Below are 16391 nucleotides of genomic sequence, written 5' to 3'. Positions count from 1 at the left end.
CTCTGGTTTTGGCGAAAAGGCGCAATGCAAAAATCTTTCGTGCTGAGATGAACGTTAATGCCACGTCAACACTTTAAATCGGGTGTCAGCATGGTTAGCGCGCTAAAGGCTCAACCTGGGGGAGAATATTCCTCTGCGGTCTAGCTTTAGCCGCCTTAAAGCCGCTACGCCGCCTGCTGGTTCCATGAGGTCATATTTGTCGCAACGCCCTACCCTGCTGTCGTCAGATCAGCGCAGCGCCCTTCAGCTCGACGTCGCCATGACGCTGATGGTGACAGCCAAGCGGTGGAGGTTACGTGTCGCCGATCTGTTCCGAGAGTCCGGTCACACGGGCGCGCCGACCGTGGTGCTTTATTTCCTGGCGGACGAGCCCAAGGGCCTGAGGCTTTCCGAGTTGGCGAACAGGATGGAGCTGTCCGGCGCGTCGCTGACCCGTCTGGTGCAAAGACTCGAGAAGGACGGCATGGTCAGCCGGCGTCGGATGATCGGCGACGGCCGGTCATGGCTGATCCAGATGGAGCCGGCCGGGCGCGCCGAAATCGAGGCGTTCGAGATCCATGCCGCGGCCATGCGCGAACGCATGTTCGAAGGCGTTTCGGACGAGGATATGGCTGCCGCACGTCGCGTGCTGAAGGCCTTGGCTGAGAAGCTGACCCACGGCCCCGACGCCGCTCCGGGGATCTAGCCCGCCGCCTCGCCCAGCGCCATCAGGCCTGCCCGCGACGGGCACAGGTCGGCGATGATGCAAGACAGGCATTTGGGTTTGCGCGCCGTGCAGGTGTAGCGGCCGTGCAGGATCAGCCAGTGGTGCGCCTTGGGCAGCCAGTCCTCCGGCACGACCTTGAACAGCTGGGCCTCGACCTTGTCCGGCGTTCCGGCATTGGCCAGGCCCAGCCGGTGCGAGACGCGAAAGACGTGGGTGTCGACGGCGATGGCCGCCTCGATCCCCAGTTCGTTCAGAACCACCGAGGCCGTCTTGCGCCCCACGCCGGGCAGGGCCTGAAGATCGGCGCGGTTCAGCGGGACCTCGCCGCCATGCTGGTCCAGCACGATGCGGCTCAGCGCGATGACGTTCCGCGCCTTGCCGCGATAAAGGCCGATGGAGGCGATGTAGGGGATCAGCCCCTCCTCGCCCAGGGCCAGCATCTTCTCCGGCGTGTCCGCGACCTTGAACAGCCGCTCGGTCGCCTTGTTGACCGACACGTCCGTCGCCTGGGCCGACAGGGCGACGGCGACGACCAGGGTGAAGGGATTGGAGAAATCCAGTTCGGTCTTGGGCTCGGGCATGACGCCGGACAGGCGTTCGAAGATCGCCTCGACACGGTCTTCGTCGGGCGGCCAGCGCAGCATGGGTATGGCCGCCCCGGTCATCACGGCCGGGCGTTTGGCAGGCTTGGCGGCGGGCTTTCTGGCCTTGGCGGGCTTCATGCCTCGCTGTCGTCCTCGGGGCGGCGCGGGTCAAGACCCAGGCCCTTGAGCGCTTGGGCGGTCAGGGCGGCGTCGGCGGCGCGCTCGCCCTCCATCCAGGCGCCGTGGGCCGTGCCGTAATAGACCGGCGCGGTCGCCTCGCCGGCCAGGAAAATGCGGTCCTCGACCGACGTGCGCAGCTTCGCCCGATCCGCCGCATGGCCCGGCAAGGCATGGGAATAGGCCCCGCGCGACCAGGGATCGACGCCCCATCCGCTGATCGCGACCGCCTCCAAGCGCCGGCGCATGTCCGACCCCAGAGCCGCGACCAGTTCGGACACGGCGAAGTCGAACAGGGCGGCCGGCCCCTGCGCCTCCAGCCCCCAGGCGAGGTCGGCCCCGAAATAGGCCTCGATCATCGGCCGCCCGAACGGCCGCAGGTGATAGCCGCCGGTCTCGGCCGTATCGGTGCGGGTCCACAGCTGGGTGTCGGGCTGGAAATCGCCGGCGCCGCGCACCGTCATATGCACCTTGGACGCCAGGCCCAGCGGCACGCCCGCCGTCGCCTCGAGCAGGGCCGGAACCGGCGGATCGATGCGGATCGCCTCGCCGGCGATCAGGCTGTTGGGCACCGTCAGGATGACGATCCGCGCCGTCAGTTCACCGCGATTGGTTTCCAGCCGCAGCACCGGTCCCGAACGGTCGATGCGGCTGACGGCGCAGTCCGTGACCGTGATGGACGAAACAGCCTCGCCCAGCCGGGCGATCAGCCGGCCATAGCCCTCGCGCACCCGCCAGTTCACGCCGGTGTCGCCATAGGCGTCATAATCCAGGCTGGACACCTCGGCGAACCGCGCGCCGTTCAAGGCGCCCGAGATGGCGTCCATGTGCGGGTTCCAGCGACTGTCGGGATCGAAGAAGTCCGACGCCGGGCGATCCTCACCTAGCGACGCCGCCTCGCTCACCCGCTGGTCGAAGGCGGCGAAGGCCTCGCCGAACGCGGCCTGATCCGCGCGGGTCATTTCGTGGTCGAAGGCCTGAGTGCGCCAGGGCGGCGGGGTCTGATCCAGCGTCAGCCCCTCGGACTCGACCCGTCCGGCCAGCACATTGTCGTCGGCCGAATGCAGCCAGCCGCACCCCATGTCCAAGCCTTCGCCCTCGGCCCGAACCGTCCAGGCGCGCCCCCCGATCCGGTCGCGGGCCTCCAGCACCAGAACCGACAGGCCGGGCCGCAACAGACGGCGCGCGGCGGCGATGCCGGCGGCGCCTGCGCCGATCACCACGACATCGACCCGGGACGGCAGCGGCTGGGAGGCGGAGATGCGGGCGTTCATGGGGTCAGGACATACACGAAAACCGGTCGTGATCGGCGCCGTTCCGGTCGCCTATTGATTTTTGGACGGCGCGGTCCATTTTAGCGCCGCTTCAAAACGCCGCACCTCCCCCGGATATTCCATGTCGCCTGAACTCAAGAAACGCCTGCCGCTGTTTGCGGCCGCCCTCGTCGGCCTGGCCCTGATCGTGGGCGGCATCGTCTGGTGGGTGAACGGCCAGCGTTGGGAAAGCACCGACAACGCCTTCGTCCAGGCCGACACCACCCTGGTCAGCCCCCAACTGTCCGGCCGGGTCACCGAGGTTCTGGTGGGCGACAACCAGCGGGTCGCGGCGGGCCAGATCCTGGTCAAGCTGGACGATTCCGACCAGAAGGCTCAGCTCGCTCAGGCCGAGGCCAATCTGGCCGCCGCCATCGCCGCCGTCGGCCATGTCGACGCCCAGGCCGAGCAGGAACAGGCCACCATCGCCGCCCGCGCCGCCTCGGTCGCCCAGGCCAACGCCCAGGCCGGCCTGGCCCGCGCCGAGGTCGATCGTTACGGCAAGCTGGCCGAACAGGGCTGGGTCTCGCAGCAGCGCATCCAGACCGAGCGCGCCTCGGCCGCCACCGCCGCCGCCAGCGTGCAGCAGGCCCAGGCCGCCCTGGTCGCCGAACAACGCACCGCCGGCGTGCTGAGCTCGACCCGTCAGCAGAGCGTCGCCGCCGTCGAACAGGCCCGCGCCGTGGTCGAACAGGCCCGTATCGCGCTGGAGCGCACCGTCATCCGCGCCCCGGTCGCCGGCGTCGTCGGCGCCCGCAGCGTGCGGCCCGGCCAGTATGTCAACGCCGGCACGCAACTGCTGTCAGTCGTGCCCCTGACCAACACCTACATCGTCGCCAACTTCAAGGAGACGCAGCTGGACAAGGTGCGCCTGGGTCAAACCGTGGAGATTTCCGCCGACGCCTTCCCCGGCCGCAAGATCGAGGGCCGCGTGGACAGCTTCGCCCCCGCCACCGGGTCCGAATTCGCCCTGATCCCGGTCGAGAACGCCACGGGCAACTTCACCAAGATCACCCAGCGGGTGCCCGTCCGCATCGTCGTCAGCGGCGCAGACCGCAGCCTGGCCCTGCGTCCCGGCCTGTCGGTGGACGTCAAGATCGATTTAAAGAGCCAGGGCGGCCAGAGCTTCGCCGAAGCCGCCACGACGACCGGAGCCACAGGCCAGTGACCGCCGCCAACCCCGCCGCAGATGGCGGGGCCCCTGTCGCGCAAAAGGGTCCCGTCGCCGGCCATCCCGAAATCAACTGGACCATGCTGCTGCTGGGCTTCGCCGGCATGGTGGTGGGCCAGTTCATGGCCATTCTGGACATCCAGATCGTCGCCGCCTCCCTGCCCCAGATCCAGGCCGGCGTCGGGGCCTCGGCCGACGAGATCAGCTGGATCCAGACCGCCTATCTGATCCCAGAGGTGGTGATGATCCCCCTGTCCGGCTTCCTGTCGCGGCTGTGGGGGACGCAGCGGCTGTTTCTGGTCTCCTGCGCCGGCTTCGTTCTGATGAGCGTCGCCACGGGCCTTTCGTCGTCGATCGACATGATGATCCTGTTTAGGGCCATCCAGGGTTTCGTGGGCGGGGCCATGATCCCGACCGTCTTCGCCGTCGCCTTCACCGCCTTTCCGCCCGACAAGCGCGTCACCGCCAGCGTGGTCATGGGCCTGATCGTGACCTTGGCGCCGACCGTCGGGCCGACGCTGGGCGGGCACCTGACAGAGTGGCTGAGCTGGCGATGGCTGTTCTTCATCAATGTGGGACCGGGCCTGCTGGTGCTGTTTCTGGTTGGGCGCTACGGCAACTTCGACAAGGGCGATCCGTCGCTGGCCAAGGGGTTCGACTGGTGGGGCCTGGGCCTGATGGCCGTCTTTCTGATGTCGATGCAGTTTGTGCTGGAAGAGGGCGCCAAAAACGACTGGTTCGACGATACTCACATCCTGCTTTTGACCGTCGTGGCGGCGGTCGCCGGACCGATCTTCATCTGGCGGTCCCTGACCTATCGCCAGCCGATCGTGGAGTTGCGCGCCTTTGGCAATCGCAACTTCCTGGTCGGGTTCATCATGACCTTCATCGTCGGGTTCGCCCTGTTCGGCGGCACCTTCCTGCTGCCGCTCTTCCTGGGCCGCGTGCTCGGCTATTCGTCGTCAGAGGTCGGCACCACCATGGTCGTGTCGGGCCTGGCCATGTTCGCCACCGGCCCCTTCGCCGGACGACTGGTGCGCAAGCTGGATGCGCGGGTGCTGATGTTCGGCGGCTTCATGCTGTGCGCCTGGGGCATGTGGGAGGCGCGCGTCGTCACCGACGACTGGGGCTTCTGGAACTTCGCCTCGGTCCAGGCCTTCCGCGGCGTCGGCGTGATGCTGGCCATGATCGCGTCCCAGCAGGTGACGATGGCGACCCTGCCGCCGCACATGGTCAAGAACGCCTCGGGGCTGGTGAACCTGTCGCGCAACGTCGGCGGCGCCTTCGGCCTGGCGATCCTGAACACCAGCCTGACGTCCAACACCGCCCTGCACATGAGCGAACTGACCAGCGCCATCGGTCAGGGGGACCAGGCGATGCGCAACATGATGGCCGGCATGGCCCAGCGGTTCGCCGGCTCCATCGACCCGGCCGCCTCGGCGATGAAGGCCATCTATGGGATGTTGCAGAAACAGGCGACGACGATGGCGTTCGGCGACGCCTTCGCCCTGCTGGCCATCCTTTGCGCGGGCGCGGCCTTCGTCACCCTGGCTGCCCAGCCAGTGAAGGCCCAGGCCGGCGCCCCGCCCTCGGACGTCCACTGATGGCGCGCCGTCTCGGGCAGGTCGATGAACGCAAGAGCGAGGCGATCCTGGACGCCGCCGCGACCCTGTTCGCCGACAAGGGGTTGCAGGCCAAGATGGACGAGATCGCCAAACTGGCCGGCGTCTCCAAACAGACGGTCTATAATCGCTTCGCCTCCAAGCTGGAGATCGCCCAGGCCCTGGCGTCCAAGCGGGTCGAGGACATCGTCGCCCCCCTGCGCGGCGCCGGCGATCCGCAGACGGTGCTCGACAACTTGGCCCTGACGCTGCTGAACCGGGTGTGCAGCGGCGACAAGGTCGGCTCGATGCGCGGGGTCGCCCTGGTCTCGGTCGAGGCGCCTGACATCGCCCACGCCATCTATGAGGCCGGTCCGCGTCGCAGCCTGCGCGAACTGGCCGCCTGGCTGGCGGAACAGACGCGGCTGGGCCGAATGAGCGTCGCCGACCCGGAAGAGGCGGCCGAGATGTTCGCCGGCCTTGTGCTGGGACACGGCCATCTGCGCGCCATGCTGGATGTGCCGCAGTTGGAGGCCGACAAGCGCGCAGGCCGCGCCAGAGAGGCCGCGCGCATCTTCATGGCCGCCCATCCGCCCGCCACGGCCGCCAAGACTTCCTGAGCCCGGCGCGCTACAGTCGCCCACCCTGTCGCTTGAGACCGCCTTCATGCTGATCCACCTGTCCTCCTGGCCCGAAATCGATGCGCGACTGAACGACGGCGGTCCGCTGTCCAGGACGGTGGTCGTGCCCATCGGCTCCAACGAGCAGCACGGGCCGACGGGGCTTCTGGGCACCGATTGGCTGTGCCCCGAAATCATCGCCCATGCGGCCGAGAAGACCGACGCTGACCTGATCGTGGCCCCGACCTTCAACATCGGCATGGCCCAGCATCACCTGGCCTTCGCCGGCACCATCAGCCTGCGCCCCTCGACCTTCATGGCCGCGATCACCGACTGGGTGTCGTCCCTGAGCCGTCACGGGTTCGAGCGGATTTACTTCCTGAACGGTCACGGCGGGAACGTCGCGACCATCGAGGCGACGATCTCGGAAATCTACGCCGAGTGGAGCTTCGTCGAGGACAGCCCGCCCTTCGTCCTGAAGCTGAAGAACTGGTGGGACCTGCCCGGCGTCAATGGCCTGTGCAACCGGCTGTTCCCGACCGGCCACGGCATGCACGCCACCCCATCCGAGATCGCGGTGACGCAGGCCGCCTATCCCGAGCGGATCAAGACCGCCGACTACAGCCCGCAGATCGCGCCGAACGGGCCGATCCGCGACGCCCTCGACTATCGCGCCCGCTTCCCCGACGGCCGGATCGGCTCGGACCCAGGCCAGGCCAGCCCCGAGAAGGGCCAGCAGATCATCGACGCGGCGGTCCCCGCCCTGTTGAGTGACATCGCGGCCTTCGCCGCAGAGACCCAACCGGGAGCGTCGCTCTGACCCGCAAGACGCCCACAGCCGCCAGCGCCGCCGTCGTCGGCGCCGAAATCCTAGCCGCCTCGGCCGAGGTGATCGCGGCCCGCACCGGCCTGATGGCGCAGGGCCTGACCAGCGCCAAGGGGCAGGACCTCAGGGAACTGTCGCTGATGAGTTCCGAGAAGACCGAGGCGCTGTCCGCCTCCGCCGACGCCATGGCCGCCAGCGCCGGGGCCATCGGTCAGCGGCTGGGGCGCGTGGCGCTGGACGAGAGCGCCCATGCCCTGCGGGCGGCGGCGGCTGTGACCCAGGCCCGCACCCCGGCCCAGGCGGCCGAGGCCCAGTTCAGCTACGCCATTAGCTGGTGGAGCCGGGCGGCGGCCCAGGCCATGACCCTGAACGGCGAACTTCTGAAGGCTCAGGCCGAGGCGCTGGCCCCGATCCACAAGACGGCGACCGCCAACGCCAAACGGCTGCGCAAGACGCGCTAGGTCGGCTCCACCAGCTTCAGCTTGGGCTTCTTGACCTTGGCGGGGCGGTCGGCCTTGTTGGCGGCCTTCTCGGCCCTCTTGGCTTCTTTCTCGACCGCCTTCAGCGCCTTCTTGGCCGCCTTGGCCTCGGCCTTGGCGGCGTCAGGGGCGGCGTCGGCGGCGGCGGCCAGATCGGCCAGCTGATTGAGGAAGGTCTCGCGCTGGCCCTTGGGCAGCAGGGCCATGATCCGCTTGTCGGCGGCCTCGACCAGCGGGCGGGCGGCCTCCAGACGGGCGGCGCCCTCAGCCGACAGACGCACCGCCTTGGCGCGCGCATCCAGGGTCGAGCGTTCCCGCTCCAGCAGGCCCTTGGTCGTCATGCGCGCGACCAGATCGGCCAGGGTCGAGCGATCGATGCCGGTCATCCGCACCAGTTCGGTCTGGGTCAGGCCGGCCTTGATCGAGACCGCCTCCAGCACCGCGAACTGGCGCTGGGTCAGGCCGTCGGCGCCGGTCTCCTCGGCATAGATGTCGAGCGCCAGCTGCAAGGCGCGGTGCATCAGGTGGCTGGGCGAGGTGGCCAGGGGGCCGACCTTCCTTGCCGCTTTTCCCGCCTTCACCATCGCGCCGCTCCCCTGAAGTTTCGTCCGAACACGTATCAGCTCTGCTTTACGATTTGACGGGGAAAGCGCGTCGGTTCCGTGACAGTTCCGCTCGCGCCCTAGAGCCCCGTGTCGGGCGAGACGGGGGCCGGCTCGTCGTCCTTGATCAGGTGCTTCATGATGAAGAAGACCTGCCAGACGCCGAACACGGCCGAGGCGATCCACAGTCCGCCGCGGAAGGCGACCCATGTGTCGTCGGACTGGGTGCGCCAGACGATCTCGTTGATTATGCAGACGGCGGCGAAATACAGGCCGTAACGCAGGGTCAGCCCGCGCCAGCCCGCGTCGGTGATGCGGATCGCCTCGCCCAGCAGATATTTGAACGGATAGCGGTTCAGCGGCAGCGACCCCAGCAGAACGACCGCCAGCAGGCCGTTCTGGATCGACAGCTTGATCTTCAACAGGTTCGGATCGTGGAAGACGATGGTCAGCACGCCGAAGATCAGGGCGAAGCCGCCGGTCAGCAGCGGCAGGGGGGCCAGACGACGCTCGACCACATAGCCGACGATCAGGGCGATCAGCGAGGCGCCGACCAGGACCCACGTCGCCTGAACCAGGGCTTCCTGCCCGTCCAGACCGCGCGCGAATCGGTTGATCGCATAGGCGGCCATGAAGGCCACAAGCGCGCCGAAATCGACGGCCTGGCGGATGTTGGAAGCCTTTTTCGGCGTCTCGGTCATGTCAGTCTTCCAGTCCCACCAGTGAGCGGGAGAAGGCGCGGGCGTCGAACGGTTGCAAATCCTCGACCCCTTCGCCGACGCCGATCAGCATCAGGGGGGCGTCGGACGCCTGGGCCACCGGCACCAGCACGCCGCCGCGCGCGGTGCCGTCCAGCTTGGTCATGACCACGCCGGTCACGAAGGCGGTGCGGCCGAAGATCTGTTCCTGGGCCAAGGCGTTGCGGCCGACGGTGGCGTCCAGCACCAGCAGGGTGTCGTGCGGCGCCTCGGGATCGACTTTCTTCAGCACGCGGACGATCTTGAGCAGTTCGTCCATCAGGGCGGACTTGTTCTGCAGCCGGCCGGCGGTGTCGATCAGGACGACGTCATAGCCTTCGGCCCGCGCCTTGGTATAGGCGTCGAAGGCCAGGCCCGCGGCATCGGCGCCGTCGCGACGGCTCTCGAAGTCGGCGCCCGAGCGCTCGGCCCAGACCTTAAGCTGTTCGCGGGCGGCGGCGCGGAAGGTGTCGCCGGCCACGATCATCACCTTGGCACCCTTGCCCGTCAGATCGGCGGCGATCTTACCGAGCGTCGTGGTCTTGCCCGATCCGTTCACCCCGACGAACAGAACGACATAGGGTTTGGGGCCGGACAGAGGGTCGAAGGTCGCCTGGCGCGGCGACAGTTCGGCGGCGACCGCCTCGGCCAGCGCCTCCTTGACCTCGCGCTCGGGCGCGTCCTTGCCAAACTTCAGCGCGCGAAAGCGTTCGACGATCCGGGCCGAGGCGGCCGGGCCGAGATCGCTCTCCAGCAAATGCTCCTCCAGCTGCTCCAGCGAGGCCTCGGACAGCGGTTCCTTGACGAAGGTGGCGACGACCTGATCGGTCATCTGTCTGGAGGAGCGCGAGAGCCCAGCGGACAGGCGCTGGAACCAGCCCTTTTTCGGCGTGTCGTTCATGCAGTGGCTTTAGCGGGGGCGAAGGCCAACGTCATCCGCATTCGCGAAGGTCGTCCGCGACGTTTCGGACGGTCGGCGACAAAAACACCATCTAATTCGTCTAATTGGTCTGAAATCGAGGCCTCCCTGTCAGCGTGCGTGCGAAAGCGAGGAGTATACACCCCCGCAAAATCGACGATGGCGGAAGGTCGCGAGAAACCGGCAAGCCGTTGAAAGCGCGAGTTTTGGAGCCGCCGGTTAGGATGGCTGCCGTCATTTCGCTTTCGTCATCCTCCAGCAAGCCGGTGACGGCGCAGACCGTGGGACCCAGCAGCGCCGAAGGCGATGCGTCGGCTGGGCGAATGTTTGAAGCCTGGCGTGCACGACAGGTTCGCGCTCTCGCGCGCCGCTGCCCCCCCCCCCGGTCGCTGCGCGTCGGAGGATGACGAAAGAGTACAGGCATGAAGTCGTTTCCGTCCCTTCATCATTCGCGCCTATATGAAGGCTGACGACCGGCGCGGGCCGGGTGATGCGGACGATCCGATGGCTGATGCTCTGTTCCATTCTCCCAAGACCCACGGCTTCGTGCGCGTGGCGGCGGCGACACCGGTCAGCCATGTGGGCGACCCCAAGGCGAACGGGCAAGATCACGTCGCGCTGATCCGTCAGGCGGGCGAGCAGGGCGTGGACCTGATGGTCTTTCCCGAGCTGTCGCTGTCGGCCTATGCGATCGACGATCTGCATATGCAGGCGGCGCTGCTGGACGAGGTCGAGCGGCAGATCGCCGTGGTCGCGGAGGCGACGGCCGAGGCGGACGTCGTGGCGGTGGTCGGGGCGCCGATCCGCAACGGCGACGCCCTATATAACTGCGCCGTGGTTATCGGGGCGGGCGAGGTGCTGGGGGTCGTGCCCAAGACCTATCTGCCCAACTACCGCGAATACTATGAGAAACGCTGGTTCGCGCCGGCGACGGCGCGCGCCGAGGACGTGATCGCGCTGAACGGCGAGACGGTGGATTTTGCGCCGGGCCTTTTGTTCGAGGCGGTCAACCGGCCGGGCTTCGTCTTCTCGGTTGAGATCTGCGAGGACTATTGGGCGCCGCTGCCGCCTTCGACACGGGCGGCGCTGGCGGGCGCGCGGATCCTGCTGAACCTGTCGGCGTCCAACATCGTCATCGGCAAGGCGGACGAGCGGGCGATGCTGAGCGCCAGCCATTCAGCGCGGACCCTGTCGGCCTATGTCTTCGCCGCCTCGGGCTGGGGCGAGAGCACCACCGACCTGGCCTGGGATGGGCAGGCGACGATCCATGAACTGGGGTCGAAGCTGGCCGAAGGCGAGCGGTTCGCCCTGGAGAGCCATCTGACGATCGCCGACGTGGACGTGGACCGGATCGGGCTGGACCGGTTGCGCAACGGCACCTTCGCCGAATGCGCTAGAAACGAAGGCGAGGCGGCGACGGTCGTGCCCTTCATGGCGCGCGAGGACCATGAGGCCAGCGAACTGATCCGGCCGCTGGACCGGTTCCCCTTCGTGCCGGACGACGCCGGGCGGCTGGATCAGGATTGCTATGAGGCCTTCAATATCCAGGTTCAGGGGCTGATGCGCCGCATGACGGCGACTGGCGCCAGGTCGCTGGTGATCGGCGTGTCCGGCGGGCTGGATTCGACCCAGGCCCTGCTGGTCGCGTGTCGCGCCTTCGACCGGCTGGATCTGCCGCGGACCAATATCCTGGGCTTCACCATGCCGGGGTTCGCGACCTCAGACGGGACCAAGTCCAACGCCTGGGCCCTGATGACCGCGCTGGGCGTCACGGGCGCCGAGATCGACATCCGCCCCGCCGCCGAACAGATGTTCAAGGACATCGGCCACCCCTACGCCGAGGGGCAGCCGGTGCACGACATCACCTTCGAGAACGTGCAGGCGGGCCTGAGGACCGACTATCTGTTCCGGCTGGCCAATCAGCACAAAGCCTTCGTGCTGGGGACCGGGGACCTGTCGGAACTGGCGCTGGGTTGGGCCACCTATGGCGTCGGCGACCATATGAGCCATTACAACGTCAACGGCGGGGTGGCGAAGACGTTGATCCGGCACCTGATCCGCTGGGTGGCGGCGGGCGACCTGATCGGCGCGGGCGCGCGCGACACGCTGCACGCCATTCTGGATACCGAGATCTCGCCCGAGCTGGTGCCGGCCAAGGATGGGGTGATCCAGTCGACGGAAGAAACCGTCGGCCCCTATGCGCTGAACGACTTCTTCCTGTTCTACATCAGCCGGTTCGGGATGACGCCGTCCAAGGTCGCCTTCCTGGCGCATCAGGCCTGGAGCGATGCGGGCGCGGGTGAATGGCCGGCGAATACGCCGGACGACGAAAAGGTCGAATACGATTTGGCGACGATCAAGGGCTGGCTGAGGAAGTTCCTGATCCGCTTCTTCCAGACCGCCCAGTTCAAGCGCTCGGCCCTGCCGAACGGGCCCAAGGTGGTCACCGGCGGATCGCTGTCGCCGCGCGGCGACTGGCGCGCGCCGTCGGACGGCAATGCGCGGGTGTGGCTGGACGAGCTGGACGCAAACGAACCGGACTGACCATCTCCTCCCCATTGCATGGGGAGGAGACGCGGCCCTAGAAGCTTGGCCATGACCGACGACGTGACCAAAGATTCCAACGGCAACCTCCTGGCTGACGGCGACAGCGTGACCCTGATCAAGGATCTGAAGGTCAAGGGATCGGGCGGGGTCACGCTGAAGCGCGGGACGCTGGTCAAGACCATCCGCCTGACCGGCGATCCGGACGAGATCGAGGCCAATGTGGAGAAGGTGCGCGGCCTGGTCCTGCGCACCGAGTTCGTGAAGAAGGCCTGACCCTCTTCCCTTCGCGCGATGCAGCCGCCATCTAGCGGCCTATGACCGACACCCTCGCCGCCCCCGCCTCGACCGCCTCCGCCAACAGCAAGATCCCCGTCACCGTCCTGACCGGCTATCTTGGCGCGGGCAAGACGACGCTGCTGAACCGGATCCTGACCGAGGATCACGGCAAGCGCTACGCGGTCATCGTCAACGAGTTCGGCGAGATCGGCATCGACAACGACCTGGTGGTCGGCGCCGACGAGGACGTGTTCGAAATGAACAACGGCTGCGTCTGCTGCACGGTGCGGGGCGACCTGATCCGCGTGGTCGCCGGCCTGATGAAGCGCCAGCGCCCCGGAAAGCCCGCCTTCGACGCCATCATCGTGGAGACGACCGGTCTGGCCGACCCAGGCCCGGTGGCCCAGACCTTCTTCGTGGACGAGGACGTCAAGGCCAAGACCCAGCTGGACAGCGTCACGACCCTGGTCGACGCCAAACACGTGATGGCGCGCCTGGACGACTCCAAGGAGGCGCGCGAGCAGGTGGCCTTCGCCGACCGGATCATCCTGAACAAGGTCGATCTGGCGACCGCCGACGAACTGGATACGGTCGAAGCGCGTCTGCGGGCCCTGAACCCGCTGGCGCCCATCGTGCGGGCCGAGCGGTCGAACGTGCCGCTGGATCAGGTGCTGGGCCTGGGCGCCTTCGATCTGGAGCGCATTCTCGAGGTCAAGCCGGACTTCGTGAACCCGCCGCACGGCGCGGACGGCCATGTGCATGACGAACACTGCGGTCATGACCATCACGACCACGACCATGGGCACGATCATCATCACCACGACCACGCGCATGATCACGCCCACGGCGCGCGAGGCCACGCCCACCAGGACGACATTAAGGGCATCTCCCTTTCGCTGGATCGGCCGCTGGACGGGGCGAAATTCACCGCCTGGCTGGACCGGCTGCTAGGCGAGCAGGGTCAGAACATCCTACGCGCCAAGGGCATCATCGACGTGAAGGGCGAGAACCGACGCCTGGTCTTCCAGGCCGTGCACATGATCCTGGAAGGCGACCTGCAACGCGAATGGGGCGCCGCCGAACGCCGCTGGAGCCGCGCGGTCTTCATCGGCCGCGATCTGGACGAAGCCGCGCTGAAGGCCGGCTTCGAGGCCTGCGCCGCCTGATCTCAAAGGTAGACGGATTGACAAAAGGCCGGCGGAGCAATCCACCGGCCTTTTTCTTTGTTCAGCCCTTCTCGAACAACTTGTTCCAGCGGCGCTTGTCGCGGGCCTTCCAGGCGCCGCGGTGGTAGGCGTCGGAGCCGATCAGGGGGACGACCGTGGTGGCCTCGGCGAAGACCATCTGTTCGTGGGTGGTCTGGACCTTGCCCCAGGACGCGGCCTCTTTCAGCGTCGAGGACGAGCAGGCGCCGTCGCGGACGTCGGCGACGGTGATCTGGACCGCATAGCGGTGCATCTCGGCCTCGACACCCAGGATTTCGGCGCAGACGACGGTGTCCTGGGCGAAATTCTTGGGCACGCCGCCGCCGACCATGAACAGGCCGGTGACGCCGGCGGCGATCTTGATGTCGGTCAGTTCGCGGAAGTCGGCGATGGCGTCCAGCATCAGATAGGGCTGGCCGGCGGCCGCGCGCTCTTTCTGGTGCTTCACCAGACCAAAGCCGGCCGAGCTATCGACGAAGGCCGGGCAGAAGATCGGCACGCCCTCTTCATAGGCGGTCTGGATCAGCGAGCCGGGCTTTTTCGCATTGCCCTCGCTGAGCCACTTGCCCATTTCCCAGATGAACTCGCGGCTGGAATAGCCGCGCGGCTCCAGGCGGTTGGCGATCTCCAGGATGGTGTGGTCGCAGGCCTGGAGCTCTTCCTCGTCGATATAGGTGTCGTAGATTCGGTCGATGTAGTTGTCGCGCAGGACGTTGTCGTCCACCTCGCCGGCCGCCTGATAGTGTTTGAAGCCCAGGGCCTCAAAGAAATCCATATCGACGATCGAGGCGCCGGTGGCGACCACGGCGTCGACCATGCCCAACTTCACCATGTCGCGGTAAACGTGCATGCAGCCGCCGGCCGAGGTCGAACCGGCCAGGATCAGCCAGGGCGAGCAGTCCTTGTCCTCGATGGCCATCGAGAAGATATCCGCAGCGCGGGCGGTGTCGCGCGACGAGAAGGACATTTTGCGCATCGAGTCGATGATCGGGCGCGCGTCGAAGCTGGTGATGTCGACGTGCTCGACGACATTCTGCAGCAGCTGGGCCTTGGTGTTCGATTGAACGGGAGCGTTCATTTCGGCGGTTTCCCTGTGATTTGAGCGCCCGTCGAACAAGCAGACGTGCCGGGACGGAGCGACCGACAGGACCGATAGACGCCCAACCATCGGCCGTCACCCTCGGACTTGATCCGAGGGCCGGACGTTCCGCCGCGCGTTCCTCGCAAGGAAGACGCAGACGGGCCGCTCCTCGGGTCTTGCCCGAGGATGACGGTTGCAGGTGCTAGCGTGCTACTTCCGGCGCGACTTGCGCTGACCGGCCTTACCCTTGGGACGTGACAGGCGCACGACCTTACGGGCGTTCTCTTCCGCCGTGGTGCGCACGGTGGGGATGGAACGCGGGGCCAGACCGTACAGCGAGGCCATCGGGGCGTCCTCGACCGCGGCGATGTCGTGTTCGCCATAGCCGTTGAAGCCGGTCGACATGGCGACGCCATAGGCGCCCAGCATGCCGATTTCGATGAAGTCGCCTTCGCGCACATCGGCCGGCAGCCAGAAGGGTCCCGGCATATGGTCGATGGAATCGCAGGTCGGGCCGTAGAACTGAAACGCCTTCAGCTCGCCCGCGCTTTCGCCGTCCCGGACCAGCTTGGTCGGGAAGGGCCAGCGCGAGTGGGTCGCGTCGAACAGCGAGCCGTAGGAGCCGTCGTTCAAATAAAGGGCGTCGCCCTTGCGCAGGTCGACACGGGCCAGGATCGACGAGGATTCGGCGACCAGCGCCCGGCCGGGCTCGCACCACAGCTCGGTCGTTTCCGACACCGGCATCTCGTTGAAGCCGCGATGGATGGCGTCGGCGTATTCGCTCATGTCCGGCGGGACCATGCCCGGATAGACGGACGGGAAGCCGCCGCCGACATCGACGATATCGACGATCACGCCCGCACGGCTGATCGACCGGCCGACCTGGGCCATGGCGGCCTGATAGGCGGTCGGGCGCATGCACTGGCTGCCGACGTGGAAGGAAACGCCCATCAGGCCGTCCTTGACCGCCTGGCGCGTCGCCATCAGCAGGGCCGGCGCCTGATCCGACGACACGCCGAACTTGCCCGACAGCGTATAGGCGGCGCCGTCGGCCGAGACGGCCATGCGCACGATCAGGTTCAGGTCGTCCGCCCCGCCGGTGGCGTCGAGGATCTTGTTCAGCTCGTCGATGCAGTCGAGCGAGAAGGTGCGCACGCCGTGATCGAAATAGGCCTTGGTGATCGCAGAGCGGCTCTTGACCGGATGCATGAAGGCCAGGCGAACGTCATGGCTGACCGAACGAACCAGCTCGATCTCGGCGATGGACGCCACATCGAAGCCGCGAACGCCGGCCTCGATCAGGGTTTCGACGACCCAGCGCGAAGGGTTGGCCTTCACAGCGTAGAAGACGTCGGCCTTTAGATTATCCTGGAACCAGCGCGCCGCTACGGAAACCGAACGCGGCCGCACGAGGGCGACGGGACGTTCAGGGGGCCGCTCACGGACCAGGTCCAGGGGAAGCTGATACGTGCGCAATTCACGTAACCCCCTGCTAATTGTTAAACCCAGACCGGCGTTAGCGGCGCAGACAGGACCTACGGGGTCCG

Annotated in this window: 16 protein-coding genes; 9 read left to right on the top strand and 7 right to left on the bottom strand. The window is 67.1% G+C overall.

What is annotated here, in order from left to right:
• Window positions 1-196: 196 nt before the first annotated feature.
• Window positions 197-685 carry a MarR family winged helix-turn-helix transcriptional regulator gene (locus VH88_RS00830; RefSeq protein WP_197070950.1) on the top strand — a complete coding sequence of 163 codons (489 nt, stop codon included), beginning with the start codon at window positions 197-199 and terminating at the stop codon, window positions 683-685.
• On the opposite strand, the gene nth is transcribed toward VH88_RS00830, so the two are convergent.
• Window positions 682-1428 (bottom strand): endonuclease III, encoded by a 747-nt coding sequence (gene nth / locus VH88_RS00825; RefSeq protein WP_045809554.1) that lies wholly within the window; start codon window positions 1426-1428, stop codon window positions 682-684. The genes VH88_RS00830 and nth overlap by 4 nt on opposite strands.
• A complete protein-coding gene (locus tag VH88_RS00820; RefSeq protein WP_045809553.1) occupies window positions 1425-2741 on the bottom strand; it encodes an NAD(P)/FAD-dependent oxidoreductase in 1317 nt (438 codons plus the stop codon). The genes nth and VH88_RS00820 overlap by 4 nt, the downstream gene beginning before the upstream one ends.
• 121 nt (window positions 2742-2862) lie before the next feature.
• Between VH88_RS00820 and VH88_RS00815 the strand changes: the two genes are divergently transcribed.
• The 5 genes from VH88_RS00815 to VH88_RS00795 all read left to right on the top strand — a co-directional run bounded on the left by VH88_RS00815 (window position 2863) and on the right by VH88_RS00795 (window position 7459).
• Window positions 2863-3948, top strand: coding sequence for an HlyD family secretion protein (locus VH88_RS00815; protein ID WP_045809552.1), 1086 nt, complete (start codon window positions 2863-2865; stop codon window positions 3946-3948).
• Complete coding sequence (locus VH88_RS00810; RefSeq protein WP_045809551.1) at window positions 3945-5555, top strand: DHA2 family efflux MFS transporter permease subunit; 1611 nt, start codon at window positions 3945-3947, stop codon at window positions 5553-5555. Before VH88_RS00815 ends, VH88_RS00810 begins: the two co-directional genes overlap by 4 nt.
• A complete protein-coding gene (locus VH88_RS00805) occupies window positions 5555-6172 on the top strand; it encodes a TetR/AcrR family transcriptional regulator (RefSeq protein WP_045809550.1) in 618 nt (205 codons plus the stop codon). Before VH88_RS00810 ends, VH88_RS00805 begins: the two co-directional genes overlap by 1 nt.
• A 46-nt stretch (window positions 6173-6218) precedes the next feature.
• Window positions 6219-6992 carry a creatininase family protein gene (locus VH88_RS00800; RefSeq protein WP_045809549.1) on the top strand — a complete coding sequence of 258 codons (774 nt, stop codon included), beginning with the start codon at window positions 6219-6221 and terminating at the stop codon, window positions 6990-6992.
• A gap of 68 nt (window positions 6993-7060) precedes the next feature.
• Window positions 7061-7459 (top strand): phasin family protein, encoded by a 399-nt coding sequence (locus tag VH88_RS00795; RefSeq protein WP_052689433.1) that lies wholly within the window; start codon window positions 7061-7063, stop codon window positions 7457-7459.
• Here VH88_RS00795 and VH88_RS00790 read toward each other — a convergent pair.
• The 3 genes from VH88_RS00790 to ftsY all read right to left on the bottom strand — a co-directional run bounded on the left by VH88_RS00790 (window position 7456) and on the right by ftsY (window position 9717).
• On the bottom strand, window positions 7456-8061 hold the full coding sequence (locus VH88_RS00790) for a MarR family winged helix-turn-helix transcriptional regulator (protein WP_045809547.1): 606 nt from the start codon (window positions 8059-8061) through the stop codon (window positions 7456-7458). The two genes, VH88_RS00795 and VH88_RS00790, sit on opposite strands and share 4 nt — an antisense overlap.
• 98 nt (window positions 8062-8159) lie before the next feature.
• Window positions 8160-8780 (bottom strand): inner membrane-spanning protein YciB, encoded by a 621-nt coding sequence (locus VH88_RS00785; protein WP_045809546.1) that lies wholly within the window; start codon window positions 8778-8780, stop codon window positions 8160-8162.
• Between the two features lies 1 nt (window position 8781).
• Window positions 8782-9717: a signal recognition particle-docking protein FtsY gene (gene ftsY, locus VH88_RS00780; RefSeq protein WP_045809545.1), complete on the bottom strand. Its 936-nt coding sequence runs from the start codon at window positions 9715-9717 to the stop codon at window positions 8782-8784.
• Between the two features lie 522 nt (window positions 9718-10239).
• On the opposite strand from ftsY, the gene VH88_RS00775 reads away from it, so the two are divergent.
• Genes VH88_RS00775 through VH88_RS00765 form a run of 3 tightly spaced genes read left to right on the top strand, consistent with a single transcriptional unit; the run spans window position 10240 to window position 13724 of the window.
• The gene (locus tag VH88_RS00775) at window positions 10240-12279 is read left to right on the top strand and encodes an NAD(+) synthase (protein ID WP_045809590.1); all 2040 of its coding nucleotides are present in this window, start codon (window positions 10240-10242) and stop codon (window positions 12277-12279) included.
• A gap of 51 nt (window positions 12280-12330) precedes the next feature.
• Window positions 12331-12555 carry an alkylphosphonate utilization protein gene (locus VH88_RS00770; RefSeq protein ID WP_045809544.1) on the top strand — a complete coding sequence of 75 codons (225 nt, stop codon included), beginning with the start codon at window positions 12331-12333 and terminating at the stop codon, window positions 12553-12555.
• Between the two features lie 41 nt (window positions 12556-12596).
• The gene (locus VH88_RS00765; protein ID WP_045809543.1) at window positions 12597-13724 is read left to right on the top strand and encodes a GTP-binding protein; all 1128 of its coding nucleotides are present in this window, start codon (window positions 12597-12599) and stop codon (window positions 13722-13724) included.
• 61 nt (window positions 13725-13785) lie between these two features.
• Here the strand turns inward: VH88_RS00765 and VH88_RS00760 are convergent, their stop codons facing one another.
• Both VH88_RS00760 and VH88_RS00755 read right to left on the bottom strand, forming a co-directional pair.
• The gene (locus VH88_RS00760; protein WP_045809542.1) at window positions 13786-14841 is read right to left on the bottom strand and encodes a deoxyhypusine synthase; all 1056 of its coding nucleotides are present in this window, start codon (window positions 14839-14841) and stop codon (window positions 13786-13788) included.
• A gap of 213 nt (window positions 14842-15054) precedes the next feature.
• Window positions 15055-16320 carry a type III PLP-dependent enzyme gene (locus VH88_RS00755; RefSeq protein ID WP_045809541.1) on the bottom strand — a complete coding sequence of 422 codons (1266 nt, stop codon included), beginning with the start codon at window positions 16318-16320 and terminating at the stop codon, window positions 15055-15057.
• Window positions 16321-16391 lie beyond the last annotated feature (71 nt).

The sequence above is a fragment of the Brevundimonas sp. KM4 genome (genome assembly GCF_000964075.1).
Classification (GTDB): Bacteria; Pseudomonadota; Alphaproteobacteria; order Caulobacterales; family Caulobacteraceae; genus Brevundimonas; species Brevundimonas huaxiensis.
This window is presented reverse-complemented; position numbering and strand designations above follow the sequence as displayed.

Excerpts from the sequence above, each read along its gene's own strand:
- VH88_RS00770 (WP_045809544.1), top strand. The coding sequence starts at position 12,331 with ATGACCGACGACGTGACCAAAGATTCCAACGGCAACCTCCTGGCTGAC.
- VH88_RS00800 (WP_045809549.1), top strand. The coding sequence starts at position 6,219 with ATGCTGATCCACCTGTCCTCCTGGCCCGAAATCGATGCGCGACTGAAC.
- VH88_RS00815 (WP_045809552.1), top strand. The coding sequence starts at position 2,863 with ATGTCGCCTGAACTCAAGAAACGCCTGCCGCTGTTTGCGGCCGCCCTC.
- VH88_RS00790 (WP_045809547.1), bottom strand. The coding sequence starts at position 8,061 with ATGGTGAAGGCGGGAAAAGCGGCAAGGAAGGTCGGCCCCCTGGCCACC.
- VH88_RS00760 (WP_045809542.1), bottom strand. The coding sequence starts at position 14,841 with ATGAACGCTCCCGTTCAATCGAACACCAAGGCCCAGCTGCTGCAGAAT.
- VH88_RS00785 (WP_045809546.1), bottom strand. The coding sequence starts at position 8,780 with ATGACCGAGACGCCGAAAAAGGCTTCCAACATCCGCCAGGCCGTCGAT.
- VH88_RS00805 (WP_045809550.1), top strand. The coding sequence starts at position 5,555 with ATGGCGCGCCGTCTCGGGCAGGTCGATGAACGCAAGAGCGAGGCGATC.
- ftsY (WP_045809545.1), bottom strand. The coding sequence starts at position 9,717 with ATGAACGACACGCCGAAAAAGGGCTGGTTCCAGCGCCTGTCCGCTGGG.
- nth (WP_045809554.1), bottom strand. The coding sequence starts at position 1,428 with ATGAAGCCCGCCAAGGCCAGAAAGCCCGCCGCCAAGCCTGCCAAACGC.
- VH88_RS00775 (WP_045809590.1), top strand. The coding sequence starts at position 10,240 with ATGGCTGATGCTCTGTTCCATTCTCCCAAGACCCACGGCTTCGTGCGC.
- VH88_RS00765 (WP_045809543.1), top strand. The coding sequence starts at position 12,597 with ATGACCGACACCCTCGCCGCCCCCGCCTCGACCGCCTCCGCCAACAGC.
- VH88_RS00820 (WP_045809553.1), bottom strand. The coding sequence starts at position 2,741 with ATGAACGCCCGCATCTCCGCCTCCCAGCCGCTGCCGTCCCGGGTCGAT.